Source organism: Nocardioides luteus (assembly GCF_015752315.1).
Taxonomy (GTDB): domain Bacteria; phylum Actinomycetota; class Actinomycetes; order Propionibacteriales; family Nocardioidaceae; genus Nocardioides.
Genome location: NZ_JADOVJ010000001.1, coordinates 2,845,682 through 2,869,596 on the forward strand (window position 1 = coordinate 2,845,682; position 23,915 = coordinate 2,869,596).

At 70.8% G+C, this 23,915-nt stretch carries 28 protein-coding genes and 1 riboswitch; of the genes, 6 read left to right on the plus strand and 22 right to left on the minus strand.

Annotation, left to right across the window (positions count from 1 at the left end; genetic code table 11):
• Positions 1 to 45 precede the first annotated feature (45 nt).
• The gene (gene infC, locus HD557_RS13730; protein WP_307785742.1) at positions 46 to 765 is read right to left on the minus strand and encodes a translation initiation factor IF-3; all 720 of its coding nucleotides are present in this window, start codon (positions 763 to 765) and stop codon (positions 46 to 48) included.
• Positions 766 to 1,097: 332 nt separating this feature from the next.
• The gene (locus HD557_RS13735; RefSeq protein WP_231380283.1) at positions 1,098 to 1,592 is read right to left on the minus strand and encodes an SseB family protein; all 495 of its coding nucleotides are present in this window, start codon (positions 1,590 to 1,592) and stop codon (positions 1,098 to 1,100) included.
• Positions 1,593 to 1,692: 100 nt separating this feature from the next.
• Between HD557_RS13735 and HD557_RS13740 the strand changes: the two genes are divergently transcribed.
• Together HD557_RS13740 and HD557_RS13745 are read left to right on the plus strand one after the other, a co-directional pair.
• Complete coding sequence (locus tag HD557_RS13740; RefSeq protein WP_196874260.1) at positions 1,693 to 2,142, plus strand: hypothetical protein; 450 nt, start codon at positions 1,693 to 1,695, stop codon at positions 2,140 to 2,142.
• A gap of 44 nt (positions 2,143 to 2,186) precedes the next feature.
• Positions 2,187 to 2,687: a (d)CMP kinase gene (locus HD557_RS13745; RefSeq protein ID WP_196874261.1), complete on the plus strand. Its 501-nt coding sequence runs from the start codon at positions 2,187 to 2,189 to the stop codon at positions 2,685 to 2,687.
• Here the strand turns inward: HD557_RS13745 and HD557_RS13750 are convergent.
• The 5 genes from HD557_RS13750 to HD557_RS13770 all read right to left on the minus strand — a co-directional run bounded on the left by HD557_RS13750 (position 2,684) and on the right by HD557_RS13770 (position 7,772).
• Entirely contained in the window at positions 2,684 to 3,631 is a 948-nt protein-coding gene (locus tag HD557_RS13750; protein WP_196874262.1) for a TauD/TfdA dioxygenase family protein, read from the minus strand. The two genes, HD557_RS13745 and HD557_RS13750, sit on opposite strands and share 4 nt — an antisense overlap.
• Before the next feature lie 25 nt (positions 3,632 to 3,656).
• Positions 3,657 to 4,568 carry an ABC transporter permease gene (locus HD557_RS13755; protein WP_196874263.1) on the minus strand — a complete coding sequence of 304 codons (912 nt, stop codon included), beginning with the start codon at positions 4,566 to 4,568 and terminating at the stop codon, positions 3,657 to 3,659.
• Positions 4,561 to 5,811 carry a quaternary amine ABC transporter ATP-binding protein gene (locus HD557_RS13760; RefSeq protein WP_196874264.1) on the minus strand — a complete coding sequence of 417 codons (1,251 nt, stop codon included), beginning with the start codon at positions 5,809 to 5,811 and terminating at the stop codon, positions 4,561 to 4,563. Before HD557_RS13760 ends, HD557_RS13755 begins: the two co-directional genes overlap by 8 nt.
• On the minus strand, positions 5,811 to 6,767 hold the full coding sequence (locus tag HD557_RS13765) for an ABC transporter substrate-binding protein (protein WP_196874265.1): 957 nt from the start codon (positions 6,765 to 6,767) through the stop codon (positions 5,811 to 5,813). Before HD557_RS13765 ends, HD557_RS13760 begins: the two co-directional genes overlap by 1 nt.
• Before the next feature lie 129 nt (positions 6,768 to 6,896).
• On the minus strand, positions 6,897 to 7,772 hold the full coding sequence (locus tag HD557_RS13770; RefSeq protein WP_196874266.1) for a LysR family transcriptional regulator: 876 nt from the start codon (positions 7,770 to 7,772) through the stop codon (positions 6,897 to 6,899).
• Between the two features lie 60 nt (positions 7,773 to 7,832).
• Between HD557_RS13770 and HD557_RS13775 the strand changes: the two genes are divergently transcribed.
• On the plus strand, positions 7,833 to 8,735 hold the full coding sequence (locus HD557_RS13775; protein ID WP_008359358.1) for an aldose 1-epimerase family protein: 903 nt from the start codon (positions 7,833 to 7,835) through the stop codon (positions 8,733 to 8,735).
• Positions 8,736 to 8,759: 24 nt separating this feature from the next.
• Here HD557_RS13775 and HD557_RS13780 read toward each other — a convergent pair whose 3' ends face one another.
• The 4 genes from HD557_RS13780 to HD557_RS13795 all read right to left on the minus strand — a co-directional run bounded on the left by HD557_RS13780 (position 8,760) and on the right by HD557_RS13795 (position 11,690).
• Entirely contained in the window at positions 8,760 to 9,974 is a 1,215-nt protein-coding gene (locus HD557_RS13780) for an SGNH/GDSL hydrolase family protein (protein WP_196874267.1), read from the minus strand.
• 91 nt (positions 9,975 to 10,065) lie between these two features.
• Positions 10,066 to 10,548 carry a PH domain-containing protein gene (locus HD557_RS13785; protein ID WP_196874268.1) on the minus strand — a complete coding sequence of 161 codons (483 nt, stop codon included), beginning with the start codon at positions 10,546 to 10,548 and terminating at the stop codon, positions 10,066 to 10,068.
• Positions 10,532 to 11,416 carry an ATP phosphoribosyltransferase gene (gene hisG, locus HD557_RS13790; RefSeq protein ID WP_196874269.1) on the minus strand — a complete coding sequence of 295 codons (885 nt, stop codon included), beginning with the start codon at positions 11,414 to 11,416 and terminating at the stop codon, positions 10,532 to 10,534. The genes HD557_RS13785 and hisG overlap by 17 nt, the downstream gene beginning before the upstream one ends.
• A 10-nt stretch (positions 11,417 to 11,426) precedes the next feature.
• Complete coding sequence (locus tag HD557_RS13795; RefSeq protein WP_008359350.1) at positions 11,427 to 11,690, minus strand: phosphoribosyl-ATP diphosphatase; 264 nt, start codon at positions 11,688 to 11,690, stop codon at positions 11,427 to 11,429.
• 107 nt (positions 11,691 to 11,797) lie between these two features.
• On the opposite strand from HD557_RS13795, the gene HD557_RS13800 reads away from it, so the two are divergent.
• Both HD557_RS13800 and HD557_RS13805 read left to right on the plus strand, forming a co-directional pair.
• Entirely contained in the window at positions 11,798 to 12,052 is a 255-nt protein-coding gene (locus HD557_RS13800) for a helix-turn-helix domain-containing protein (protein WP_008359349.1), read from the plus strand.
• Positions 12,049 to 12,669, plus strand: a complete 621-nt coding sequence (locus tag HD557_RS13805) for a hypothetical protein (protein WP_008359347.1) — start codon at positions 12,049 to 12,051, stop codon at positions 12,667 to 12,669. Before HD557_RS13800 ends, HD557_RS13805 begins: the two co-directional genes overlap by 4 nt.
• Positions 12,670 to 12,684: 15 nt before the next feature.
• Here the strand turns inward: HD557_RS13805 and HD557_RS13810 are convergent, their stop codons facing one another.
• Genes HD557_RS13810 through HD557_RS13820 form a run of 3 tightly spaced genes read right to left on the minus strand, consistent with a single transcriptional unit; the run spans position 12,685 to position 14,615 of the window.
• Positions 12,685 to 13,218, minus strand: a complete 534-nt coding sequence (locus tag HD557_RS13810; RefSeq protein ID WP_008359344.1) for a gamma carbonic anhydrase family protein — start codon at positions 13,216 to 13,218, stop codon at positions 12,685 to 12,687.
• 24 nt (positions 13,219 to 13,242) lie between these two features.
• Positions 13,243 to 14,301: a cation diffusion facilitator family transporter gene (locus tag HD557_RS13815; RefSeq protein WP_196874271.1), complete on the minus strand. Its 1,059-nt coding sequence runs from the start codon at positions 14,299 to 14,301 to the stop codon at positions 13,243 to 13,245.
• A complete protein-coding gene (locus tag HD557_RS13820; RefSeq protein ID WP_307785623.1) occupies positions 14,298 to 14,615 on the minus strand; it encodes an ArsR/SmtB family transcription factor in 318 nt (105 codons plus the stop codon). Before HD557_RS13820 ends, HD557_RS13815 begins: the two co-directional genes overlap by 4 nt.
• Before the next feature lie 76 nt (positions 14,616 to 14,691).
• On the opposite strand from HD557_RS13820, the gene HD557_RS13825 reads away from it, so the two are divergent.
• Positions 14,692 to 15,300 (plus strand): class I SAM-dependent methyltransferase, encoded by a 609-nt coding sequence (locus HD557_RS13825; RefSeq protein WP_008359337.1) that lies wholly within the window; start codon positions 14,692 to 14,694, stop codon positions 15,298 to 15,300.
• Positions 15,301 to 15,427: 127 nt separating this feature from the next.
• On the opposite strand, the gene ribH is transcribed toward HD557_RS13825, so the two are convergent.
• From ribH to HD557_RS13865, 8 genes are all read right to left on the minus strand, one after another.
• The gene (ribH, locus tag HD557_RS13830) at positions 15,428 to 15,910 is read right to left on the minus strand and encodes a 6,7-dimethyl-8-ribityllumazine synthase (RefSeq protein ID WP_008359335.1); all 483 of its coding nucleotides are present in this window, start codon (positions 15,908 to 15,910) and stop codon (positions 15,428 to 15,430) included.
• Entirely contained in the window at positions 15,907 to 17,151 is a 1,245-nt protein-coding gene (locus HD557_RS13835) for a bifunctional 3,4-dihydroxy-2-butanone-4-phosphate synthase/GTP cyclohydrolase II (RefSeq protein ID WP_008359333.1), read from the minus strand. The genes ribH and HD557_RS13835 overlap by 4 nt, the downstream gene beginning before the upstream one ends.
• Positions 17,148 to 17,756, minus strand: a complete 609-nt coding sequence (locus HD557_RS13840) for a riboflavin synthase (protein WP_008359332.1) — start codon at positions 17,754 to 17,756, stop codon at positions 17,148 to 17,150. The genes HD557_RS13835 and HD557_RS13840 overlap by 4 nt, the downstream gene beginning before the upstream one ends.
• Positions 17,756 to 18,823, minus strand: coding sequence for a bifunctional diaminohydroxyphosphoribosylaminopyrimidine deaminase/5-amino-6-(5-phosphoribosylamino)uracil reductase RibD (gene ribD / locus HD557_RS13845; RefSeq protein ID WP_050800804.1), 1,068 nt, complete (start codon positions 18,821 to 18,823; stop codon positions 17,756 to 17,758). The genes HD557_RS13840 and ribD overlap by 1 nt, the downstream gene beginning before the upstream one ends.
• A 90-nt stretch (positions 18,824 to 18,913) precedes the next feature.
• Positions 18,914 to 19,061: riboswitch (FMN riboswitch) on the minus strand.
• Positions 19,062 to 19,111: 50 nt separating this feature from the next.
• Positions 19,112 to 19,780: a ribulose-phosphate 3-epimerase gene (rpe, locus tag HD557_RS13850; RefSeq protein WP_008359328.1), complete on the minus strand. Its 669-nt coding sequence runs from the start codon at positions 19,778 to 19,780 to the stop codon at positions 19,112 to 19,114.
• A gap of 27 nt (positions 19,781 to 19,807) precedes the next feature.
• On the minus strand, positions 19,808 to 20,485 hold the full coding sequence (locus HD557_RS13855; protein ID WP_269210769.1) for an HAD family hydrolase: 678 nt from the start codon (positions 20,483 to 20,485) through the stop codon (positions 19,808 to 19,810).
• A gap of 88 nt (positions 20,486 to 20,573) precedes the next feature.
• Positions 20,574 to 22,703 (minus strand): alpha/beta hydrolase, encoded by a 2,130-nt coding sequence (locus HD557_RS13860; RefSeq protein WP_196874272.1) that lies wholly within the window; start codon positions 22,701 to 22,703, stop codon positions 20,574 to 20,576.
• A gap of 73 nt (positions 22,704 to 22,776) precedes the next feature.
• On the minus strand, positions 22,777 to 23,877 hold the full coding sequence (locus HD557_RS13865) for a class I SAM-dependent methyltransferase (RefSeq protein ID WP_231380284.1): 1,101 nt from the start codon (positions 23,875 to 23,877) through the stop codon (positions 22,777 to 22,779).
• Positions 23,878 to 23,915 lie beyond the last annotated feature (38 nt).

Sequence of the window (23,915 nt, forward strand, 5' to 3'; positions counted from 1 at the left end):
CCGGTCACGGGGCGCCGCGGCGGCGGAAGTCAGTGGATCGACCGGTCAGAGGTCGATGTCGGGGTCGAGGTTCTCCGAGCGGCGCTTGACCTTGGGGGTCGATGCCGGACGGGCGGCGTTCGCGGCCGTACGCTCCGCCTTCTCGGCGGCCTCGTCGGCGGCACGCTCGGCGGCCTTCTCCTCCTTGGCCGTCTTCGCCTCCACCTTGGCGTCGGCCTTCTTCTTGTGGGGGCCGAGCACCATGATCATGTTGCGGCCGTCCTGCTTCGGCGAGGACTCGACGAAGCCCAGGTCCTGGACGTCGTCGGCCAGCTGCTGCAGCAGGCGGAAGCCGAGCTCGGGACGGTGCTGCTCACGACCGCGGAACATGATCGTGATCTTGACCTTGTCCCCGGCGTTGAGGAACCGCACGACGTGACCCTTCTTGGTCTCGTAGTCGTGCTTGTCGATCTTCGGACGAAGCTTCATCTCCTTGATGATCACGTTCGTCTGGTTTCGACGGGCTTCACGGGCCTTCTGGGCGTTCTCGTACTTGAACTTCCCGTAGTCCATGAGCTTGCAGACCGGCGGCTTGCCCTGCGGGGCGATCTCGACCAGGTCGAGGTCGGCCTCCTGGGCCAGGCGCAGCGCGTCAGGGGTCGGCACGATGCCGACCGTCTCTCCGTTGGGACCAACGAGGCGGACCTCGGGAACCCGGATCCGGTCGTTGATACGAAGCTCAGTGCTGATGTGTCCTCCAGTTGTTTGGCTGCGGAGGCTCTGGATCTTGCTTTCCGGGCCGCGTGCACGGGCGGTCCGGAAATGAAAAAGGGCTTCCGCTGGAATTGTCACAAGCGGAAGCCAGTCATAACGCTCACCCATGCATGGGCTTGCACCACCGAATCCATTGCCCCACAAATCTCTGGGACACTCTCTTCGGGACCGGAACCCGACGACCTTTGTTGCTCACGGTCGATGCGGGTGGGAGAACGCTGTTGTGATCTCCGCTTGTTGGATCAACCGACGGCGTACGTCGGCTGATCGGTCAACACGGAACACTACTGCAACATTCCCTGCCGTCCCAATCCCCAGGGCGCCCGGGGTGTCCGGCACAGACCTCAGGGCCGCACCCAGGCCGTACGCGGCCCGACGGTCGCCAGCTGCCAGCCCTCGGCCACCTTGTGCAGGTCGTCGCCCTCGATGGCGAACGGGACCGGACCGGCGAGATCGAGCACGAGCGCGTCGGCGCCGTCGTGGACGGCGGCCCGCGCCGCGTCGCGCAGGGAGACCGGCACGGGACGGGCGTCGGCCTGCCACGCCTGGAGCGAGGCGGTGCCGGTGAACCCGAGCAGCGCCTGCCGCCCGTCGGCGCCGGTGAGCAGCACGGTGGCCATGTCGGAGGTCTTGTCGTGGGCCAGACCGGCCTCGTCGACCTCGACCTCGCCCAGCACCGCGACGACCGGGACGAGCACCCGGGCGGCGGCGAGCGTGGTGAGCACGTCGGCCTGGGTGGCCTGGCCCGCTGCGTACGACCTCATCACGGCCACGACCTCGGGGCTGGTCTCGCCGGTGTCGCCGGGAAACGCAGTGCCGAGGAGTCGCTTGTCGTTCATCTCCTCCATTGAACCCCAGCACGAGCCCCGGCCGAAGATCAGGGCCGATATCGGGGACAGTCCGGGTGCCGCATCACCGCTGCTGTGGGAGTCTGGAGACATGGACCAAGGCGCCTACCTCGCACTAGCCGCTGCGCTCACCGTGCTGGGCGCGATCTGGACGTGGATCGCGTTCCGACGGCGTGGCCTGGGCGCCGGCGTGAAGGGCCTGGGGTGGACGCTGATCGCCCCGGCCGCCTACCTGACCGGGCTGCTGCGTGCCGGCGGCAGGATCGTGGACGCGATCGCCGACTGGGCCGCGCGGCTGGTCTTCAGCCCGACCGTGTGGATCGGGTTCGGCATCGCCGCGCTGGCGATCGTGCTGATCTTCGTGGCCCGGGTGCTGCCCACCAAGGAGAGGCCGAGCCGTACCGCGCGGAGGGAGGCCGGCGCCGCCCCTGGTCCGGCCTCGGTCGCGGCCCCGAAGGCCGCCAAGGGTCCGCTGGCCGACGACGATGACGACGACCTGGCCGACGTCAACGACATCCTGAAGAAGTACGGCATCTCCTGAGCTCGACCGACTCCCCCGCTGCCGCGGATCTGCTCACGATCGCGATGAGTCGTCCGGCCACCCTCGGTCCCGGGCGGCTGATCTGCGTCGACGGCCCCGCCGGCTCCGGGAAGACCACGCTGGCCTCCGCCCTGGCCGAGATGACCCAGGCCCCGGTGATCCACATGGACGACCTCTACGCCGGCTGGGACGGTCTCGCCGCCGGCATCGCCCAGCTGGAGACGGTCCTGCTCCCCCTCGTCGAGGGCGCGCCGGGCTCCTACCGCCGCTACGACTGGCACCGAGGCGGCTATGCCGAGACGGTCATGGTCCCGCCGTGCCCGCTGCTCGTGGTCGAGGGTGTGGGCAGCGGCGCCGCGGCGTACGACGGCCTTCGCACCGCCCTGGCGTGGGTCGACGCACCGGAGGAGCTGCGCCGGCGGCGCGGCATCGACCGCGACGGCGACACCTTCGCGCCGCACTGGGACGCGTGGGCGGCCGCCGAGGCCGGACACTTCGCCGAGAACCTGACCGCGGCCCGCGCCGACGTCGTCGTGCAGACCTAGGAGATCAGCTCGTCGAGCCGGCTGTAGGCACGTGCGTCGCCCTCGAGCACGACGGAGCGCCGCCCGTCGACAGAGACCGGTACGTCACCCGCCACCGTGACCCGGCGCATCTCGCGCGGGTGGTGGTCGAAGTCGGCGACGGCGTAGTGCTGGGTCGCGCGGTTGTCCCACATCGCCACGTCGCCGGGCTGCCAGGCCCAGCGGATGGTGTTCTCGAGCTTGGTGACCCGGTCCTGGAGCAGGTTGAACAGGTGGATCGACTCGGTGGAGGTGAGCCCGTCGAACTCCTTCACGAACGAGCCGAGCACCAGCGACCGCTCCCCCGTCTCCGGATGGACGCGGACAACCGGGTGCCGGGTCTCGAAGTGGATCGAGGCGAAGTCGTCGCGGGAGTAGTTGGCGTCGGGCTGCTCGTGCTCCTCGTCGCGCTGGGCGTAGTCGTAGGAGTTGGTGTGCACCGCCCACAGCTCATCGGCGAGCGCCTTCAGGGGCGACGGGAGCCGGTCGTAGGCGGCCGCGGTGTTGGCCCAGATCGTGGTGCCTCCGTAGGGCGGCAGGGTGACCGCGCGCAGGACGGAGATCGCCGGCACCCGGTCGACGAAGGTGACGTCGGTGTGCCAGGCGTTGGCCGCCATGCCGGCGTTGGCGGTGACCCGCAGCACCCGCCCGGAGCCGGTGTTGACCGTCGGGTGCGCGGTCGTCAGCTCGCCGAACCGGGCCGCGAAGGTGCTCTGCTCCTCGTCGGTGAGCCCGTCCTGGCCTCGGAAGAAGAGCACCTTGTGGCGCAGCAGGGCGCTGCGTACGTCCTGGATCTGGGTGTCGTCGGCCTCGGCCAGGCGCAGGCCCTCGATGACGGCGCCGATCCGGGCGCCGGCGCGGCGGACCCGTACGCCCGAGGGGGTCTCGACGACGTCGGCGGGACGGTGCAGCTCGGTGATGGTCACGTTCGTTCTCCGATCGGGATGAGGATCAGGCGGGGGTGAGCTCGGGCTCGGCGGTCCTCGCGGGCGCACCGCCGCCGCGGCCCAGCCTCTTCGGCCACCACGACGGCGCCAGGCCACGCTGGCCGCCGAGGGCGGCCGAGACCCGGTCGAGGTAGATCGCGATGACGACTACCGCCAGGCCGCCTTCGATCGAGGCGCCGATCTGCAGGCCCTGGACGGCGTTGACGACGACGCCGCCGAGGCCGGAGCCGCCGACCAGGCCGGCGACGACGACCATCGAGAGGGCCAGCATGATGACCTGGTTGACGCCGGTCATGATCGACTCCCTGGCCAGCGGGAGCTGCACCTCGCGCAGGATCTCCCAGCGGCCCGCGCCGAAGGCGGCGGCCGCCTCGACGGTCTCGGCGTCGACCTGGTTGATCCCCAGCTGGGTGAGCCGGACCGCGGGCGGCAGCGCGAACACGATCGTCGCGACCAGACCGGGCGCGTCCCCGACCCCGAAGAAGAGGATCGTCGGCAGCAGGTAGACGAAGACGGGCAGCGTCTGCATCAGGTCGAGCACCGGCCGCAGCGCGGCCCGCAGCGGTGGCGAGAAGGCCGACCAGATGCCCAGCGGGATGCCGATCACCAGGGCCACGAGCGTGGCCACGAGCACCGACGTGGTGGTCTGCATCGTCTCGTACCACAGGTCCATCGACTCGATCAGGAGCAGCCCGACGGTCAGCACCAGGGTCAGGACGACCTGGCGGGTCACCAGGAGCGCGATCACGGCCAGCACGATGATCATCGCGATCGGCGGCAGGCCGCCGAGCACGTTGTAGACCATCCGGAGCAGGAAGTTGAGCGCCTCCTTGATGCCGTCGAAGAACGGGCCGAGGTTGTCGGTGAGGAAGTTGATGACGTCCTCACCGAAGTCGCCGATGTGAAGGTCAGGCATGGGCCACCTCCTTGGTCTCGGTCGCGGCGCTCCCGCCGTTGGCGGTGGACAGGGCGGAGAGGATCGCGGCCCGGGGCACGACCCCGACGATGCGGCCGTCGTCGTCGAGCACGGTCACCGGCACGACCTGACGTCCGGCGAGCTGCATGAAGTCGCCGACGACGTCGTCGGGCGCGACCTGCTCGAAGGGCTCGCCGAGCGCTTCCCGCAGGCTCTCGCCGCTGCTCAGGTCGGCGACCCGGTCGGCGGTCACCACACCGAGCAGCCGGTCCTCGGCATCGGTCACGAAGGCACCGGTCACCTCGTTCTCGCCCAGCCTGGTGAGGGCGTCTGCGCGGCTGGTCTCCTCGTCGAGCACGAGGCGTGGCGGCCGCACCAGGTCGCCGGCGCTGAGCACCCGGGCCCGGTCCACGTCGGCGACGAACTCGCTGACGTACTCGTCGGCCGGGTGGGCGACGATCTCGGGTCCGGAGGCGACCTGGATGGTCCGGCCGTCACGCATCACCATCACCCGGTCGCCGATCCGCATGGCCTCGTTGAGGTCGTGGGTGACGAAGACCGTCGTGCGCTGGTCCTGGGCCTGGAGGTCGACGAGCAGGTCCTGCATGTCGCGCCGGATCAGCGGGTCCAGTGCCGAGAACGGCTCGTCCATCAGCAAGATCGGTGGGTCCACGGCCAGCGCACGCGCGAGCCCGACCCGCTGCCGCATGCCGCCGGAGAGCTCGTGCGGCAGCTTGTCGCCACGCCCGCCCAGGCCGACCCGCTCCAGGGCGGCGTCGGCCTTCTCCAGACGCTCCTGCTTCGTGGTGCCGCGTACCTTCAGGCCGTACGCCGCGTTCTCCCGCACCGTCCGGTGCGGGAACAGCGAGAAGTGCTGGAAGACCATCCCGATGCCGTTGTTGCGGAGCGCGCGCAGTCGCTGGTCGGAGACCTTGGTGATGTCCTCGCCGTCGATCAGCAGCTCGCCGGCGCTGGGCTCGTTGAGCCGGTTGATCATCCGCAGCACGGTCGACTTGCCCGAGCCGGACAGCCCCATGACGACGAACATCTCGCCCCGGGCGATCTCGAAGTCGATCTCGTGGGCACCGAGATAGCCGCCCGCCGCCGCGGCCGCCGCACGCGGGTCCTCGGCGGCCAGCGCCTTCTCGGCCTGCCTGCGGCCGAGCCCGTAGACCTTGCTCAGGCCCCGCCCGACGATCGCCGGCGAGCCCGTCTCGTTGGGTTCCGTCTTCGTCTCGCTCATCAGATCTCCGCCTTCTCGCCGTCGGCGTCCTCGACCCCGTCGAGGAACCGGGCGACCTTCTCGGGGTTGTCGTCGATCCACGCCTCGGCGATGTCGGCGAGCTCCTTCCCGGACTTGTCGTGGTCGTAGTAGAACTGCCCGGCCTCGTCGGTGCTGAAGCTCAGGTTGGACAGGAACTCGGCGATCTCGGGATTGTCGTCCTCGAACCCCTTGCGGGTGACGGTGCGGATCTCGCCGGCGCCGCCCCAGACCTTGTCGGGGTCCTCGAGGAAGACCGCGTCGAACTGCACCGTCATCCAGTGCGGGCTCCAGCCGAGGAACACGATCGGCTGGCCCGCCTTCTGCGACTTCTCGACCTGGGCGAGCATCGCCGGGGTGCCGCTGGCGACGAGCTTCCAGTCACCCAGCCCGTACGCGTCCTCGTCGATCGCCTTCTGGATCGTCTCGTTGCCCGGGGAGCCGGCCTCGATGCCGTAGATCTTCCGGCCGAACCTCGCGCCGTTGGCGTCGAGGTCGGCGAGCGACTCGATCCCGAGCTGGTCGGCGACGTCGCCGGGGACGGCCGGGGCGTACTCGGTGCCCTTCACGATCGTGGAGAGCACCTCGACCTCGCCGGAGTCGATGGGGTCGCCGAAGCTGGGCTCCTGCGAGGGCCACCAGTTGCCGAGGTAGGCGTCGATCTGGCCCGAGGAGACCGCGGTCGCGGCATTCTCGACGGAGAGGTTCTTCTTGATGCTGGCGTCGTAGCCGAGCTCCTGGAGGATCTGGACGGCGACCTCGTTCTCAACCTGGAGGTCGACCCACGGCTGCTCGGCGAGGACCACCGAGTCCTCGGCTCCTCCGGAGTCGCTCTGGGCGAAACCGTCACGCTCGCTCGCGGTGGTGCAGGCGGACAGGGTGCCTGCCGTCGTCGCGACGGCGAGGGCGGCCAAGGCCAGGCGGTGGGGGCGGCGCATGCGTGCTCCATCCATTCGGTTCATATATGTCTAACACACTAGACATTGACCTTTCGGGTGTTCCAGCACGTCGACCCGCGGAGCAAGACCAGGATCGAGAGGCTGCGATAGAGAGTCTCTATGGCTGATTCACGGGTCGGTCAGCTCCTGCGCCAGCGCGACGAATTGATCGACCAGCGCGTCACCGCGCCCCTCCAGCCACACCACGGACACGCTCACCCGCGTCACCGGCGTCAGCGGCACCACCTGCGCACCGGCGCGCGACGCTGCACGGGCCATCCCCTCGGTCAGCACCGCCACGCCGGCGCGGGCCAGCACCAGCGGGGTGATCGAGGCGACGTGGGCCGTCTCGATCGCGACCTCGGTGGGCAGGCCCGCGGCCTCGAGCCGGGCGTCGAGGAACGTACGCAGCGCGGTGCCGGCCGGCGTCGCGATCAGGCCGACCGCGGCGAGCTCCTCGATCCCGATCTCCTCCGGCGCCTCGCCCGAGGGCGGCAGCACCGCCACCAGCTCGTGCTCGGCGAGCCGGTGCGAGCCGAACGGGCCGCGCGGCGGCGCACCGTCGATCAGGCCGACGTCCGCCTCGCCCTTGCGCACCTGGTCGAGGACGTCGGAGCGGTGCTGCGGGTCGGTGACGACGACCTGTGCGGCCGGCTGGATCCGCCGGAACTCGGCGAGCACCGGCACCAGCGGCTCGACCGCCCACACCGTGCTGGAGGTGATCCGGAGCCTGCCGAACCCCTCGTCGGAGACGGACCGGACGGCTCCCGCGGCGAGCTCGAAGCCACGTACGACCCGGCGGGCCGGGCCGAGCAGCGCCGAACCCGCCGGGGTGAGCCGCACTCCCCTGCCGTGGCGCTCGAAGAGCGGGCCGCCGAGCTCGCGCTCGAGCCCGCGTACGGCGTACGACAACGACGGCTGGGCCACGTGGAGCCGGGCCGCGGCGCTGGTGAAGCTGCCCGCCTCGGCGATCGCGAGGAAGAACTCCAGCTGTCGTCGCTCCATGGCCCGAGGCTAACCCGACCACTCACCGAGACCCTCCGGACACCTCGATAGCCTGGGCGCGTGCTGAGACCGAGTGGAGAGCAGTTCACGATCGACGGCGGGGGCTACTCCGCGACGGTGACGGAGAGCGGAGGGTCGCTGCGCCTGCTGTCCTACGAGGGGCGCGACCTCATCGCCCCCTTCGGCGACGACGAGCAGTCCAGCGGCGGCAAGGGGCAGCTGCTGGCGCCGTGGCCCAACCGGATCCGGGACGGCCGCTACGAGTTCGGCGGGAAGACCTACCAGCTCGGGCTGTCCGAGGTGTCGCGCAACAACGCCTCCCACGGCCTGGTGCGGTGGGCGCAGTGGCTGCCGATCGACGAGACCAAGGCCTCGATCACCCTCGCCACCCGGCTGATGGCGCAGAGCGGCTACCCGTGGACGCTCGACCTCGAGGTGACCTACGCCGTCGGACCCGACGGGCTCACCGTGACCCAGTCGGCGACCAACCACGCCGGCTCCCCCGCGCCCTTCGCCGTGGGCGCCCACCCCTATCTGACCGTCGGCGACGGACCCGTCGACGGCTGGACGCTAACCCTCCCGGCGCGGACCCGCCTGCTCTCCGACCCGGAGCGCAAGCTGCCCACCACGAGCGAGCCGACGGCCGGGACGGCCCACGACTTCACCTCCGCCAAGCCCATCGGCGATGTCGTGCTCGACCATGCCTTCACCGATCTCGATCGCGGCGAGGACGGGCGGACCACGGTGACGCTCGAAGGCCCCGACGGTGGCGTCGCGCTCTGGGTCGACGAGCACCACCCCTGGCTGATGGTCTACAGCGCCGACGACCAGTCGCCCGCGCGCGGCAGCCTCGCCGTCGAGCCGATGACCGCTCCCCCGGACGCGTTCAACTCCGGCACCGACCTGATCGAGCTAGCTCCCGACGAGCGGTTCGAGGTCACGTGGGGCATCACCGCGATCTGACCATCACGGCCTGATCGTCGCGGTCTAGCGGTCGCACTCCAGCAACGACAGGTCGAACGCCTCGGCCATCGCCGCGTAGCCGGCGTCGCCGGGGTGGAGGTGGTCCCCGGAGTCGTACGCCGGCAGGAACCGCGCCGGCCGGTCGGGGTCACGCGTGGCGGCGTCGAAGTCGACGACGCCGTCGAACTCGCCGGAGGTGCGGATCCACTCGTTGACCGCGACCCGCACCCGGTCGCGTTCGGGGGTGTAGCGGCTGCCGCCCTCGTACGGCGTCAGGGTCGCGCCGATGACGCAGACGTCCTCGGCATGCGCCTGCGCGATCAGCTCGCGGTAGGCGTCGGTCAGGTCGGAGGCCTCGTCGGCATCGTCCCAGCGGATGTCGTTGATCCCCTCCAGCAGCACGACCGTGGAGACGCCGGGCTGGTCGAGGACATCTCGCCGGAAGCGGTCCAGGCCGCGCTGGCCGCCGGTGCTGTCCACGAGGACGCGGTTGGCGGAAATGCCCTCGTTCATCACGCCGAAGCGTCCGGCGAAGCGGCTGCTCGCGATCCGGTCGGCCAACACGTCCGGCCAGCGCCGGTTGGCACCGACGGTGGAGCCGTTGCCGTCGGTGATCGAGTCGCCGAAGAGCACCGCGGTCTTGACCCGGCGGGGCTTCTCGACGAGGACGCTCTCGACCCAGTACCAGCGGGAGATCTGCGTCGTGAACGCCGCACCGGACTCCTCGCCGGCGACGTCCGCGCCGGCCGTCCCGGAGACGTAGGAGATCTGCGTCGCCACGTCGTGCCCGGTGATCGGGCCGCTCTCCCCGACGACGTGGAAGCTGACCGCGAGGGTCGTGTCGGCCGGCACGGTCGCGTCGACGGGGTCGCTGAGCGCCTCGGTGCCGGGAGCGACGGTGACCCGGTCGGCACCGGCGAAGGTCACCGGCCGATTCGTGCCGGACACCACCGCGGCGCCGTCCCCGGCCACCCCGACGTGTGCCGAGGCGAAGGTGACCGGACGGTCGCCGAAGGCGTTGGAGAGCGTGATGCGTACGCCGGAGCCACCCAGCGAGGTGTGGACCAGGTTGCGCACCGACAGGTCGGCCAGCCCGGCAGCGCCGGTGTTGCCGCCCACCTCGTCGGCCGAGGCGCCCCAGGTGCCGACCGGGTGCGCCGGCGCGGCCTGGGCCGGCACGGTCGAGGCCAGGGTGAGCACGGCTGCCAGCACGGCAAACGCACGAGTCCAGGAGATCACGCGGATACGCTAAGCCGCCGCGTACGTCGCGATCAGCAGGCGCCGCGAGGATTCCCCGAACCGTAGTAAGCGGTTCGCCGGCCGGTCGTCGTCAGGACAGCTCGTCGGCGAGGGTGCGCAGCGTGCGCACGGCCTTCCGCGACGATGCGCCGTCGGAGGCCTGGATGCCGAGGGCGGAGATGTTGTGGCCCGAGGCGAGGTCGATCGTGGGCCAGGGCGCACCGCGCGGGAAGTTGATCGCGAGGATCTCGGCCCACTCCAGGTCGCGGCGCTTGTAGCCGTTGACCACCGTCAGGCCGCTCTCCCGGGCGACGACCCGCGACCGGGTCAGCGCGTGCACGCAGACCACGATCCCGAGACCCACGGCACCGAAGGTGAGCCGCTCGAACATGGTGACCTGGGCCTTGATCTCGGGCGTGAACCCGACCCAGACCATGGTGCACATCACCGCGAGCGCGGCCACGAGGAACCAGCCCATGACGCCGGCCCCGAGCGGGCGCCAGGTGTGCGGCAGCTTCACCGGCAGCTCGGATCCCGTCGGCTCAGACCCCTGGGACTCAGATCCGGCAGGCATTGATCTCCGTCAGCAGGATCGCACGGGCGCCCACGGCGTAGAGGTCGTCCATCAGCTTCTGCGAGCCCTTGCGCGGCACCATCGCGCGGACCGCGACCCAGCCCTCGCGGTGCAGCGGGCTGACCGTCGGCCCCTCGAGCCCGGGCGTCATCGCGGAGGCCTCGGAGAGGTCCTCGGCGCGGATGTCGTAGTCCATCATCACGTAGCTGCGCGCGATCAGGACGCCGTCGAGGCGCCGCCGGAACGTCTCGTACGCCGGGGGCAGCTGCGCGCCCGAACGGGTGATCACCACGGCCTCGGAGTGCATGATCGGCTCGCCGAAGATCTCCAGGCCGGCCTGGCGCATCGTGGAGCCGGTCTCGACCACGTCGGCGATCGCGTCGGCGACACCGAGCTGGATCGAGGTCTCCACGGCGCCGTCGAGGCGGGTCACGCTCGCGTCGATCCCCTCGCGCTCCAGGAAGGCGGAGACGACCCCGACGTAGGAGGTCGCGATCCGCTTGCCGCGCAGCTCCTCGACCGAGGTGAAGGCGCCGGCGCGGCCGGCGAAGTGGAACCGCGACCGGCCGAAGCCGAGCCCGACGACCTCGTCGGCCTTCGCGCCGGAGTCGAGGAGCAGGTCACGGCCGGTGATGCCGATGTCGAGGGTGCCCTCGCCGACGTAGAGCGCGATGTCGCGCGGGCGCAGGTAGAAGAACTCGACGCCGTTCTCCTCGTCGATGAGGGTCAGGCGCTTGGAGTCGTCGCGCTGGCGGTAGCCCGCCTCGCGCAGCAGCTCGGAGGCGGCGACGGACAGCGAGCCCTTGTTGGGGACGGCGATCCGGAGCAAGCCGGTCTCGGTGTTGTCACGCTGGGTCAGGTCGGACATGGGTGATCCCCTACAGGTGTGAGTAGACGTCGTCGATGGAGATTCCGCTGGCGAGCATGAGCACCTGGGCGTGGTAGAGCAGCTGGGAGATCTCCTCCGCGGTCGCTTCCTTGCCCTCGTACTCGGCCGCCATCCAGGACTCGGCGGCCTCCTCGACCAGCTTCTTCCCGATCGCATGGACCCCGGCGTCGAGCTGTGCCACGGTGCCGGATCCTTCAGGTCGGGTCCGGGCCTTCTCACTCAGCTCGGCCCAGAGCTCGTCGAACGTCTTCACGAGCGTCAAGCCTAGGCCGTACGCGACCTCGCACCCGAATCGTCTCACCCGAGCGATAGCAGTTCTGCTATGGACAGGCATAGCAGAACTGCGATACCGTCGACGTCGTGAGCACCAACGACGAGGACACCGCGTTCTACGTCGGGATCGCCGCCCAGGTCACCGAGCACCGGGTCGCGCGGGGGCTGTCCCAGCGCGAGCTCGCCGAGCTCTGCGGGACGACCCAGTCGGCGATCGCACGGCTGGAGTCCGGGTCCCGCCCGCCCAAGATCGACACCCTCCTCAGGGTGGCGGCCGCGCTCGACTGCCGCCTCGAGGTCGGCTTCCATGCCCGCACCCGAGCCCACAGGAGCACGCCATGAAGACCCCTATCGCCGCCGACGAGGTCGAGTCGACCCGGAGCGAGCGGTTCCTGGCGGTCGCGCTGACCGCCTTCCTGCTCGTCGGCACCGTCTGGTTCTACGTCAAGGTGGCCGGCTGGTGGCCGCTCTACCTGGACTGGGACCAGTGCAACAACGGCGAGTCGCCGTGCAAGATCCCCGGTCACGAGGCGATCCAGATCGGCGTACGCCTCGGCTTCATCATCCTGCTGTGCCTGGTCGGCTTCTGGGTCCTCTACCGGCTGCGCCGCAGCGGCTCACGCTTCCTGCCACTCGGCTTCGCGCTCGCCGCGACCGGGGTGATCATGGCCCTGGTCTTCGCCTTCCACTACACCTTCGAGTACGCCGACTTCGGCCCGCTCATCCTGTCGCTGTTCGGAGCCGCCGGCACCGTGGGCGTGTTCGTCGCCGTCCAGCGGCTGCTGGCCAAGCGGATCCCCGCCATGCGGGTACGCAAGGGCGACTGCCCCTATTGCGGCTACCCGGTCCGCGGCAAGCACTGCGAGGGCTGCGGCCGGGAGACGATCGCCCCGTGCACGACATGCGAGGCCGACCGCAGGGTCGGCTCGCTGCACTGCGTGGCCTGCGGAGCGGAGTAACCCTCAACCTCAGGGTCAGGGTTTGACCGGGCGTACCGTCGCGCGGTGCAGCTTCATGAACTCGACATAACCTGGCGCGTTGAGCTCCAAGATCACGGCCGGGTTGGTGTCGGGCTCGATCGTGCCGCGGATCTTGGCGGGCACGCCCATCACCAGGCTGTGGTCGGGCACCTGGGTCCCCTCGACCACCATCGCGCCGGCCGCGATCAGGCAGCCGTCGCCGATGACCACGGCATCGGAGACGACCGCCCCGTTGCCGATCAGCGAGCCGGTGCCGATCCGGTCGCCATGGACGACGCAGCCGTGGGCGATCGTGCTGTGCGGGCCCATCTCGAGGGAGGAGCCGGGGCGTACGTGCAGCACCGAGTTGTCCTGGACGTTGGAGCCCTCGCCGATGACGATCGGCCCGACGTCGGCGCGGAGCACGGCGCCGTACCAGACGCTCGCGTTCGGACCGAGGCGTACGTCACCGATCAGCGTCGCCGTCGGCGCCACCCAGGCGTCGGGGTGGATCTGCGGACTCTTGCCGTCGAACTCGAAGATGTTCATCGGAGCAGAGCCTAGAGGCAGCCGTCAGTGCGTGCCCTCCGGGCTGACGTGGAGCACGACGCTGGTCAGGCGCGGCAGCGCCTCCAGGAGGTGCTCCTCGGCGTGGTGGGCGATGTCGTGCGCGGCGGAGACGGCGAGGTCGGCCGCAACGGTGATGTCGCCGTCGGCGTGGAGCGTGTGCCCGATCCACCGCAGCCTCAGGCTGCGGACCTCGAGCACGCCGTCCACGGTGGCGACGGCCTCCCGGGCGCGGCGGACGTCCTCGGGGGTGACCGCGTCCATCAGCCGGGCGCCGACCTGCTTGAGCGCCGAGCGCAGCACACCGAGGATCGCGACCGCGATCAGCAGCCCGATCAGCGGGTCGGCCCACGGCATCCCGACCGCGACCCCGGCGGCGCCGAGGACGACCGCGAGCGAGGTGAAGCCGTCGGTGCGCGCGTGCAGCCCGTCGGCGACCAGGGCCGCCGAGCCGATCTGGCGGCCCACCCGGATCCGGTAGCGGGCGACGATCTCGTTGCCGAGGAAGCCGACCACGCCGGCGGCCGCGACGGCCCAGACGTGCTCGACCTCGCGCGGGTGGAACAGCCGGTCGATCGCCTCCCAGCCGGCCAGGATGCTGGACAGCGCGATCATGGCGACGACGAAGAGCCCGGCGAGGTCCTCGGCCCGTCCGTAGCCATAGGTGAAACGGTCGTTGGCCGGGCGCCGGGCCAGCCAGAACGCCACCAGCAGCGGCACCGCCGTCAACGCGTCCGCGACGTTGTGGAGCGTGTCCCCCAGCAGCGCCACCGAGCCGGTCAGGCTGACGACGACCGCCTGGACCGCGGCCGTCAGCGCGAGGACACCGAGGCTGATCCACAGCGCCCGCCGGCCACGTACGTCTGCCTCCAGCGCCTCGTCGACCTGGTCCGCGGCATCGTGGGAGTGCGCCCCGAACACGTCCGAGATCGCATGCCGGACCCGAGCCCACCGGCCGTCTTGGTCGTGACTGTGGGCATGGCCGTGTCCGTGGCCGTGCTCGCCGGTGTGCTCGTGCGCGCCCGCGTGGTGGTGGTCGTGGTCGTGGTGCAGCGTGTGGGTCATGCCGACTCCTCCGCGGATCGGTGGTGCGCCGGGACCTGGTCGAGAAGATGCTCGACGTGACCGATCGTGTCGAGGACCAGCTGGCGCACGTGCCCGTTCTCCACCCGGTAGAGCACCGAGGTCCCCTCCTTGCGCGTGGTCACCAGCCGAGCCATCCGCATCTTCGCCAGATGCTGCGAGACCCCCGGCACCGGCTTGTCCAGCATGCCCGCGAGCTCCGAGACGGACCGCTCCTCGTCCAGCAACAGCCCCGCCACCTGCAGTCGCGTCGGATCCGCCAGCATCCGCAGCACCTCGACAGCGAGAGTGACCACGTCGTCCCCCCATACCGGAGGTTGCGTATTTGCATGCATGCGCAAATTATAGCGCAACCGGTACCCTCGGTCCCCGATGACCATGACCGAGATCGGCGCCGCCTATGACAGCCGCGCCGCTGAATACATCGACCTCTTCGGGGCGATCGACAAGCTCGCCGAGCAGGACCGCGACACGATCACGACCTGGCGGGACAGCACGACCGGCCGCCTGCTGGACGCCGGCTGCGGCCCCGGCCTCTGGAGCCAGGAGCTCGCCACGGGCGGTGCTCGCGACGTCGTCGGGATGGACGCCTCGGCCGAGTTCGTCGCCGCCGCACGAGCGCGCTATCCGGACATCGCCTTCCAGCGAGCGGACCTCGCCGCACTCCCCCTCGCCGACCGGTCGATCGGCGGCATCCTGGCGTGGTACTCGATCATCCACACCCCGCCCGCGGACCTGCCGGCGATCCTGAGCGAGTTCGCGCGGGTGCTGACGCCCGGCGGGTCGGCGCTGATCGGCTTCTTCGACGGCGAGCCCGGTGAGGCGTTCGACCACGCCGTGCACACGGCCTACTACTGGTCCGCCGAGGCCCTCGGGGAGCTGCTCACCGCACACGGGTTCGTCGTCGCGCACGCGTCAGCGCGGCAGGACCCCGGGGCGCGTCGCCGCCAGGGCGACCTGGTCGCGACACTCCCTGCCTGACCAAACGCCCGCCGAGCCGGCGCAACTGTCCCACCCCAGAACACCGAGTCGGCGCATCTGTCCCACCCGGCCGGGACAGATGCGCCGACTCGGCCGTTGCTGGCGGGACATTTGCGCCGACTGGGCGTCAGTAGTGACGTACGCAGTCGCGCAGCGTGAGCGCGGTCTCCATGGCCGCGGCGGCGGCCTCGTAGCCCTTGTCCTCGCTCGATCCCTCGAGGCCGGCCCGGTCGAGCGCCTGCTCCTCGTTGTCGCAGGTCAGCAAGCCGAAGCCGACGGGGATGAGGTGGTCGATCGCGATCCGGTTCAGGCCGTCGGTGGCGGCCGAGCAGACGTAGTCGAAGTGCGGCGTGCCGCCACGGATGACGACCCCGAGGGCCACGATGGCGTCGTAGCCCGACTTGGCCAGGGCGGCCGCGGCGACCGGGAGCTCGAAGGCGCCCGGGACCCGGACGACCGTCAGGCCGCCGACGTTGGCGTCCTTCAGCGCGCGCTCCGCGCCGTTCAGCAGGCCGTTCATGACCTCGTCGTGCCAGCGCGCGGCCACCACGGCGACGCGCAGGTCGCTCGCGTCGACGACCTCGGGGGTCGGGGCTCCCTTGCCACTCATCGGTTCTCCTCAGACAGATCGGGCAGCGCGTGACCCATCCGGTCACGCTTGGTCAGCAGGTAGGCGAGGTTGTGCTCGTTGGGCCGCGGGGTGAGCGGCACCCGCTCGGCGACCTCGACCCCGTACGCCTCCAGGTTGCTCACCTTCTCAGGGTTGTTGGTCATCAGGCGCACCGAGTCGATCTTGAGGTCGCGGAGGATCTGCGAGGCCGCGCCGTAGTGGCGCGCGTCGGCCGGCAGACCGAGGTCGAGGTTGGCGTCGACGGTGTCGCGACCGCCGTCCTGGAGCTGGTAGGCCTGCAGCTTGGCGAGCAGCCCGATCCCGCGGCCCTCGTGCCCGCGCAGGTAGACCACGACGCCGCAGCCGACATCGGCGATCCGCTCGAGCGCCTCGCGCAGCTGGGGTCCGCAGTCGCAGCGGCGCGACCCGAACACGTCCCCGGTCAGGCACTCCGAGTGCACTCGGGCGAGCACCGGGTCGCACCCGGCCACGTCGCCGTGGACGAGCGCGACGTGCTCGACGCCGTCGTCGATGGTGCGGTAGCCGTAGGCGGTGAAGTCACCGAACTCGGTGGGCAGCCGGGTCACCGCCTTGCGCTCGACCAGCACCTCCGTACGCCGCCGGTAGGTGACCAGGTCCTCGATCGAGATCATCGCCAGGCCGTGCTCGTCGGCGAACTCGCGCAGCTGCGGGGCGCGCTGCATCGTGCCGTCGTCGTTGACCAGCTCGACCAGGGCGCCGGCGGGCTCCAGACCGGCCAGCCGGGTCAGGTCGACGGCGGCCTCGGTGTGGCCGACCCGCACCAGCACTCCCCCGTCGCGGGCCCGCAGCGGGAAGACGTGGCCCGGGCGGGTCAGGTCGCCGGCCACCGACGCCGGCCCGGCCAGCAGCCGGGTGGTGAGCGCCCGGTCGGCCGCCGAGATGCCGGTCGTGACACCTTCGCGGGCGTCGACCGAGACCGCGTACGCCGTCTGCTTGCGGTCCTCGTTGACACGAGTCATCGGGGGCAGCTCGAGGGCGTCGAGCCGGTCACCCGGCAGCGCCACGCAGATCACGCCGGAGGACCAGCGGATCGCGAACGCCATCACCTCCGGGGTCGCCAGCTCGGCGGAGAAGATCAGGTCGCCCTCGTTCTCCCGGTCCTCGTCGTCGACGACCACGACCGGCTTCCCGGCCGCCAGGTCGGCGATCGCGTTCTCGACCGGGTCCAGCCGGACCCCCACGTACTGCTGCTCCGTCATGACCGAACCCCTTCCGGTGAAGTCAGCACGAGCTTCTCCACGTGCTTGGCGATGATGTCGGTCTCGAGGTTGACCTCGTCGCCGACGGCCCGGAACCCCAGCGACGTACGCGCCAGGGTCTCGGGGATGAGGCTGACCGTGAACGAGTCCTCGGTCACCGAGACGACGGTGAGGCTGATCCCGTCCACCGCGATCGAGCCCTTCTCGACGACGTAGCGCGCCAGCTCAGGAGGCAGCGAGATCGTGACGACCTCCCAGTGCTCGCTCGGCTCGCGCGAGACGATGCGGCCGACGCCGTCGACGTGCCCCTGGACGATGTGGCCGCCGAGGCGGGTCGTCGGGGTGACCGCGCGCTCCAGGTTGACCTGGTCGCCGACCGAGACCGCGTGCAGGCTGGTGCGCTTGAGCGTCTCCAGCATCACGTCCGCCGTCCACTCGCCGGAACCCAGCGTGGCGACCGTCAGGCAGCAGCCGTTGACCGCGATGGAGGCACCCAGCTCGGCGTCCGACAGCACCGTGGTGGCGGAGATGGTCAGGCGTACGGCGTCGCCCTGGTCCTCGATCCCGGCGACGGTGCCGAGCTCCTCAACAATCCCGGTGAACATCACTGCTCCCCTTTCTGTGGCTCCAAGATGAAGCGCACGTTCGGCTCCTCGCCCGGCGCGGCTGGTGCGAGCACGTCGACAGAACGCACCCGCGGCCGGAAGGCGTCGGAGATGGTGGCGATCCCGAGATCGGCGACGGCCGAGCGGCCCGCGCCGAGCAGGAACGGGGCGACGTAGACGACGATCTCGTCCACGAGCCCCGCCTCCAGGAAGGCCGCGGCCAGCGTCGGCCCGCCCTCGAGAAAGACATGGCGGCGCTCCCGCTCCCACAAGGCGGCCAGCGCCGAGTGCGGGTCGCGGGTGCGCAGGTGCAGCGAGGGCGCCTGGGCGTCGAAGATCCGGCGGTCCTCGGGCAAGTCCCGCTCCCCCATGACGACCCGCAGCGGCTGTACGCCGACCGGCCGGTCCTCCAGGTCGCGCACCGTCAGGGCGGGGTCGTCGACGGCGACGGTGTTGGTGCCGACCAGCATCGTGTCGCTCAGCGCCCGCAGCTTGTGGGTGTCGAGCCGCGCGGCCCGCGAGGAGACCCAGCGCGAGGTGCCGTCGGCGGCGGCGCTGCGCCCGTCGAGCGTGGTGGCGAACTTCCAGGTGACGTAGGGGCGCTGGAGCTCGGCCGCCCGGGTCCAGACCCGGTTGAGCTCGCGAGCCTCGGCTGCGTACAGGCCCTGCTCGACCTCGACGCCCGCCTGCTTCAGCGTGGCGGCGCCGCCGGCGGCGACCGGGTTGGGGTCGGACTGGGCGTAGACGACGCGGGCGACGCCGGCCTCGATCAGGGCCTGTGAGCAGGGACCGGTGCGACCGGTGTGGTTGCACGGCTCCAGGGTGACCACCGCGGTCGCCCCGCGGGCGGCCTCCCCGGCCTTCGCCAGGGCGTCGACCTCGGCGTGCGGCGTGCCGGGCCCGCGGTGATAGCCCTCGGCGATCATCGACCCGTCCGCCCCCAGGAGTACGCAGCCCACCCGTGGGTTGGGATAGGTGGCAGGTCCCGGGGCGCCGATCGCAGCGGCCAGGTCCAGGGCGCGACGCATCGCCCCCGGCTCCGGGTCACGCTGGTCCAAGCACTTCATCTGATCCCCTCTGGTCCGTCTCACGGACTCCGGGGTCAGGCCGAGACATCGCGCCGCGCCCTGGTCTCAGGGCGGTCACGACGAATCGGGCTGCGTGCGTCTTCCCATCCGGACTTTAACCGTCGGTCCAGGATTCTCACCTGGTCAACCGATGACTGGCTGCCATCGGGTCGCGGACTTCTGGACCTCTGATCCAGTCACCGCCGGCTCGGAATTTCACCGACCCCAGAGCACGCGAGCACAAGCTCGTCTGAAACCAGTGTGCCACACGGGTGGCACGAGGCCCGATCAGGCGTCAGAGGCTGAGACGGCCTTGTCCCGCAGCGCGTTGACCATCACGTCCGGGTCGTCGGCCGAGTAGACCGCGGAGCCGGCGACGAAGACGTCGGCCCCGGCCTCGGCGCAGCGCTCGATCGTCTCCAGGGACACCCCGCCGTCGACCTGCAGCCAGGTCTCGACGCCGTGCTTGTCCATCATCGACCGCGCCCGGCGGATCTTGGGCAGCACCAGGTCGAGGAACTTCTGCCCACCGAAACCGGGCTCGACGGTCATCAGCAGCACCATGTCGAGCTCGGCCAGCATGTCCTCGTAGGGCTCGATCGGGGTCGCCGGCTTGAGCGCCATCGAGGCACGGGCACCCTTCGCCCGGATCTCGCGGGCCAGCCGCACCGGGGCCTTGGTGGCCTCGACGTGGAACGTCACCGAGCCGCAGCCGGCCTCGACGTAGGCCGGGGCCTCGCGGTCGGCGTTCTCGATCATCAGGTGGGCATCCAGCGGCACCGAGGTGGACCGCGCGATCGCCTCCACCATCGTCGGCCCGAAGGTCAGGTTGGGCACGAAGTGGTTGTCCATCACGTCGACATGGATCCAGTCGGCGCTGGGGATCCTGGCGACCTCGGCCCCGAGGGCTGCGAAGTCGGCGTTGAGGATGGACGGAGTGATCTGGATGTGGCCCACGAAGGCACCCTAGATGACGCCGAGGACTCAGAGGTCGGCCAGGTCGGCGTACGTCAGCCCCTCGAGCGTGTCGCGGAAGACCCGGCGCTCGCCGGGGGCGACGGGGACGTGGTTCTCGACGACCAGGACCGTGCAGCCGGCGGCCTCGGCGGAGCGGGCACCGGTGTTGGAGTCCTCGACCGCGATGGTGTCCTCGGCCGCGACACCGAGGGCGGCAGCCGCGGTCAGATAGGGCTCGGGATGGGGCTTGCCGTTGCGGACCATGTCGCCGGTGACGATCACCTTGAAGGTGCCCTCGGGCAGCTCCTGGAGGATGGGGCCGACGAAGCGGGCGTACGACATCGTCACCAGCGCACACGGCACCCCCTGCTCGACCAGGTCGGTGAGCAGCTCCCGAGCCCCCGGGCGCCACGGCACCTCACGCTCGACCTGCTCGACGACGCCGTCGAGGAGCATCTCGACGATCTCCTCCGGCTCGTGCGGAAGCCCCATCCCCTCCTTGATCAGCCGCGCCGACTCGACCAGTGCGTTGCCGACCAGCTCCATCGCCTGCTCCTCGGACCAGGTCGCCCCGAAGCGCTCGGCGATCGCGTACTCCGCGGCGATCCAGTAGGGCTCGGTGTCGACCAGGGTGCCGTCCATGTCCAGCAGGACCGCGGCCGGGAACTGCCTGGACGGGTCGGCAGGTGCTTGGTTGGTGTTCAGCGGAGCCTCCGGTGGAACGAGATCGGTCGCGATGCGGGACCAACACTAGGGCCTGCCCAGCGGAGGGAGATCAGGGGCGGACGGCGGTTCAGAGAAGGCTGGCGATCAGACCGGCGGCGCGATCGGCGCCGTCGGTCTCGACCGGCCTGCTGCGGGGCTCACGACCGATCTCGTCGGCGATCGCTCGCGCGAGCGTGTCCGGGGTGAGGTCGTCGTACTCGAGACAGCGGCCCGCGCCGTACTGCTCGAGACGGTGCCGGACGTGGATGTTCTGCTCGAAGTGGTGGCGCAGCGGTATATAGACGAACGGCGTGCCGGCGGCGGTCAGCTCCATCGTCGTGGTCAGCCCGCCCTGCACCACGGCAAGGTCGCAGGCGCCGAGGAGGCGGTAGAGGTCGGGGACGAAGCCGAGCACCTCGAAGCCGGGGCGCGCTCGGACGACGCCGGTGTCCAGCCGTGGGCCCGTCACGACGATCATCCGAAGGTCCGGCACGGCCGCCCGGGCGGCGTCGTACGCTCCTTCCACCCGGCGGAGCAGGTGGCTGCCGACTCCGGACCCACCGACCGTGACCACGCAGACCCGCTCGTAGGGTCGCCACCCGAGCTCCTGTCGCAGCCGTGCCTTGTCGGCGATCGAGCCCGGATCGATGCCGGTGACGTAGCCGCTGAAGTCGTAGTGCTGCCGCGTCCAGGCCGAGATCTCGGGCAGACCGTCGCCGAAGCGTCCGGGCACGACGTCCGCGGGATTTCCGACGAAGATCGCCCGGTCGCGAAGGCGCGGACTGCGCTCGATGTGTTCGAGCATCTCGGCGTTGTGATCGGCGGTGACGGACCGTGCCCGCTCGTCGTCGTCGGGCATCGGGAGGAAGCCGACGAAGTCGGTCAGCCACACGTAGCCGAAGCGTTTGAGCTCGGGGTTCTCGTGCAGGAAGTGGTCGACGTCCCAGGCCTCGTCCCCGACGACGAGGTCGTAGTGCTCCTCGCCGACGACGTCATCGAAGACCATGAAGTTGTTGACCAGGACCTCGTCCATGCGCCGCATGGCGTCGAAGACGTGCAGGTCGTGCTCACCCGACTCCTCCTCGATGTGGCGCGACTCGTTGGCGAGCCACCTGCTGGCGGGATGGACCCGTTCGCCGGCTGCCTCGAGGACCCTCGTCACCGGATGCTGGGCGAGCCAGTCGACCTGTACGTCCTCGTGCCGTTCCCGGAGCGCCTGCGCGATGGCCAGGTCGCGGCGGGCGTGCCCGAGCCCGATGGGCGAGGAGAGGTAGAGGACCCTCTTGGGACGGTGGGACGCGCGTACCCAGGTGCGGCTCACCGGCGGCGGAGGCTGGACCGCGTCCGCGAAGTCCTTGATCAGATGGTTGATCTTGACCGGGTCGCGGCCGACCACGCCGTGGCCGCTGCCCTCGAGCAGCACGAGCGACCCGCCGGTGAGCTCGACGAGGCGCTCGCTGATCGCGACCGGCCGGATCTGGTCGTCGGTCCCGTGGATCGCGAGAACCGGGCACCGTACGCGGCCGCAGATCTCCTCCACTGAGGCGCAGAGCACTCCGTCGCACCCGAGGCGGGCCGCGGTGGCGTCGACCACGACCTGGGGCGTCGTCTCGTGCGCCCAGGCGATGCAGTCCTCGATCTGCTTGGTCGAGTGCGGCTCGGGGAACATCTTGGCGAAGAAGAACTCCAGGAAGTCGTCGTAGCCGCCCTCGAGCCAGTGGTAGCGGTTGTACTTCGCCCACCCGTCGGTGGTGTCGAGGCGGGCGTCCCAGACGAAGGCGTCCCTCTCCTGGACGATCGGGAACCCGCAGGCGGCCCCGATCGCCACCAGCGCGGCCACCCGGTCCGGGTGTTCCGCGGCCAGGTGCAGGCTCCACGTGACCCCGCACGACAGCCCCACGACGACGGCGCGATCGGTGCCGGTGGCGTCGAGGACGGCGAGGGCGTCCGCGGCGTACGCCTCGTTCGTGTACGCCGCGGCGCCTTCCGGCCGGTCGGACCGCCCGTTGCCACGCCCGTCGAAAGTCACGACCCGGAAGTGCCGTGCCAGGTAGCCGATCTGCGCCTTCCAGGATCGGGAGTGGATGATCGTCCAGGTCGGCATCAGCAGGATGGTGCGGTCGCCCGGGCCGGCGGTCTCCGCGCCGTAGACCTCGTAGTGGACCTTGACGCCGTCGGTCTCCACGTAGCCGTCGGCGTCGGGCTCGCGTGCCCTCATGGCCCCAGTGTGACCCGGCCGGGCCCGGTCGCGCCGGACTTCGGCCGGGGAACGCACCGCGTGAGCCTCGTGCTCACGGCCGGACCTCGTAGACACGGTTGAACGGAGTCTCGGCCACGGCCTCGAACCGGGTGAACCCGGCCGCGATCGTGACGTCGCGGATCCGGGCCGGGCCGGCCTGGGTCCCCAGCGCGAGCCCGACGTCCTGGGCGAGGGAGCTCGGCGTGCAGAGCAGGGTGGAGAAGCCGTAGTAGGCGCGACCGACCGGGTGCAGGTTGTCCTCGACGTGGTCGCCGGCGACGGGCTCGACGACCATCCAGGTGCCGTCCTCGGCCAGGGACTCCCGAACGTGCCGCGCCGCCCCGACCGGGTCGCCCATGTCGTGCAGGCAGTCGAACATGGTGACCAGGTCGTAGTCGCTGCCGCCGAAACCGGATGCGGAGGCGACCTCGAACCTCACCCGGTCCGCGACGCCGGCCGCCGCGGCGCGCTCGCGGGCGGTCGCGATCGACGCGTCGTGGTAGTCCCACCCGACGAAGCGGGAGTCGGGGAAGGCCTGCGCCATCAGGATCGTCGAGGCGCCGTGGCCGCAGCCCACGTCGGCGACCGTCGCACCGCGCCGGAGCTTGTCCACGATGCCGTCGAGGGCGGGAAGCCACTCGGCGGTCAGATGGGCGTTGTAGCTCGGCCGGAAGAACCGCTCGCAGCCGACGTGGACGTCCGAGTCGTGCTCGTGCCATCCGTAGCCGCCGCCGTTGCGCGCGGCCTCGAGGATGTGCGAGGCGTCGCGGACGGTGCCGAGAGCGATCTGGAACATGCCGGGCAGGAAGGCCGGGCTGTCCTCGACGGTCAACGCCACCGCGTGCTCCTGCGGGAGCGTGAACCGGCCGGTCGCCGGGTCATAGGTGACGTACGAGCCGGCGGCCTGGGCGGCGAGCCACTCGCGGGCGTACGGCTCGCCGGTGGCGGTCCGGCCGGCGAGCTCCGCCGGCGTGCTCGGCCCGTTGGCCGCGAGGTCGCGGTAGTAGCCGAGCTTGTCGCCCATCACCACCAGGGCGGCGTTCAGGGTGGCACCGACCTCGTCCACCGCGCGGAAGACGAAGGCCATCAGCTTGTCCATGTCGATCTCGACCTCGTTCGTGCCCGGGGTCATGGCGTCATCAGTGGTAGTCATGGCGGGAACGCTAGGAACGCTCGACATGTGCTCGCGTC

Excerpts from the sequence above, each read along its gene's own strand:
- HD557_RS13765 (WP_196874265.1), bottom strand. The coding sequence starts at position 6,767 with ATGCGCCGCCCCCACCGCCTGGCCTTGGCCGCCCTCGCCGTCGCGACG.
- HD557_RS13840 (WP_008359332.1), bottom strand. The coding sequence starts at position 17,756 with ATGTTCACCGGGATTGTTGAGGAGCTCGGCACCGTCGCCGGGATCGAG.
- HD557_RS13745 (WP_196874261.1), top strand. The coding sequence starts at position 2,187 with ATGAGTCGTCCGGCCACCCTCGGTCCCGGGCGGCTGATCTGCGTCGAC.
- HD557_RS13835 (WP_008359333.1), bottom strand. The coding sequence starts at position 17,151 with ATGACGGAGCAGCAGTACGTGGGGGTCCGGCTGGACCCGGTCGAGAAC.
- HD557_RS13860 (WP_196874272.1), bottom strand. The coding sequence starts at position 22,703 with ATGAGGGCACGCGAGCCCGACGCCGACGGCTACGTGGAGACCGACGGC.
- HD557_RS13740 (WP_196874260.1), top strand. The coding sequence starts at position 1,693 with ATGGACCAAGGCGCCTACCTCGCACTAGCCGCTGCGCTCACCGTGCTG.
- ribD (WP_050800804.1), bottom strand. The coding sequence starts at position 18,823 with ATGAAGTGCTTGGACCAGCGTGACCCGGAGCCGGGGGCGATGCGTCGC.
- HD557_RS13810 (WP_008359344.1), bottom strand. The coding sequence starts at position 13,218 with ATGAACATCTTCGAGTTCGACGGCAAGAGTCCGCAGATCCACCCCGAC.
- HD557_RS13805 (WP_008359347.1), top strand. The coding sequence starts at position 12,049 with ATGAAGACCCCTATCGCCGCCGACGAGGTCGAGTCGACCCGGAGCGAG.
- hisG (WP_196874269.1), bottom strand. The coding sequence starts at position 11,416 with ATGTCCGACCTGACCCAGCGTGACAACACCGAGACCGGCTTGCTCCGG.
- HD557_RS13865 (WP_231380284.1), bottom strand. The coding sequence starts at position 23,877 with ATGACTACCACTGATGACGCCATGACCCCGGGCACGAACGAGGTCGAG.
- HD557_RS13815 (WP_196874271.1), bottom strand. The coding sequence starts at position 14,301 with ATGACCCACACGCTGCACCACGACCACGACCACCACCACGCGGGCGCG.
- ribH (WP_008359335.1), bottom strand. The coding sequence starts at position 15,910 with ATGAGTGGCAAGGGAGCCCCGACCCCCGAGGTCGTCGACGCGAGCGAC.
- HD557_RS13755 (WP_196874263.1), bottom strand. The coding sequence starts at position 4,568 with ATGCCTGACCTTCACATCGGCGACTTCGGTGAGGACGTCATCAACTTC.
- HD557_RS13760 (WP_196874264.1), bottom strand. The coding sequence starts at position 5,811 with ATGAGCGAGACGAAGACGGAACCCAACGAGACGGGCTCGCCGGCGATC.
- HD557_RS13825 (WP_008359337.1), top strand. The coding sequence starts at position 14,692 with ATGACCATGACCGAGATCGGCGCCGCCTATGACAGCCGCGCCGCTGAA.
- HD557_RS13735 (WP_231380283.1), bottom strand. The coding sequence starts at position 1,592 with ATGAACGACAAGCGACTCCTCGGCACTGCGTTTCCCGGCGACACCGGC.
- HD557_RS13770 (WP_196874266.1), bottom strand. The coding sequence starts at position 7,772 with ATGGAGCGACGACAGCTGGAGTTCTTCCTCGCGATCGCCGAGGCGGGC.
- HD557_RS13785 (WP_196874268.1), bottom strand. The coding sequence starts at position 10,548 with ATGCCTGCCGGATCTGAGTCCCAGGGGTCTGAGCCGACGGGATCCGAG.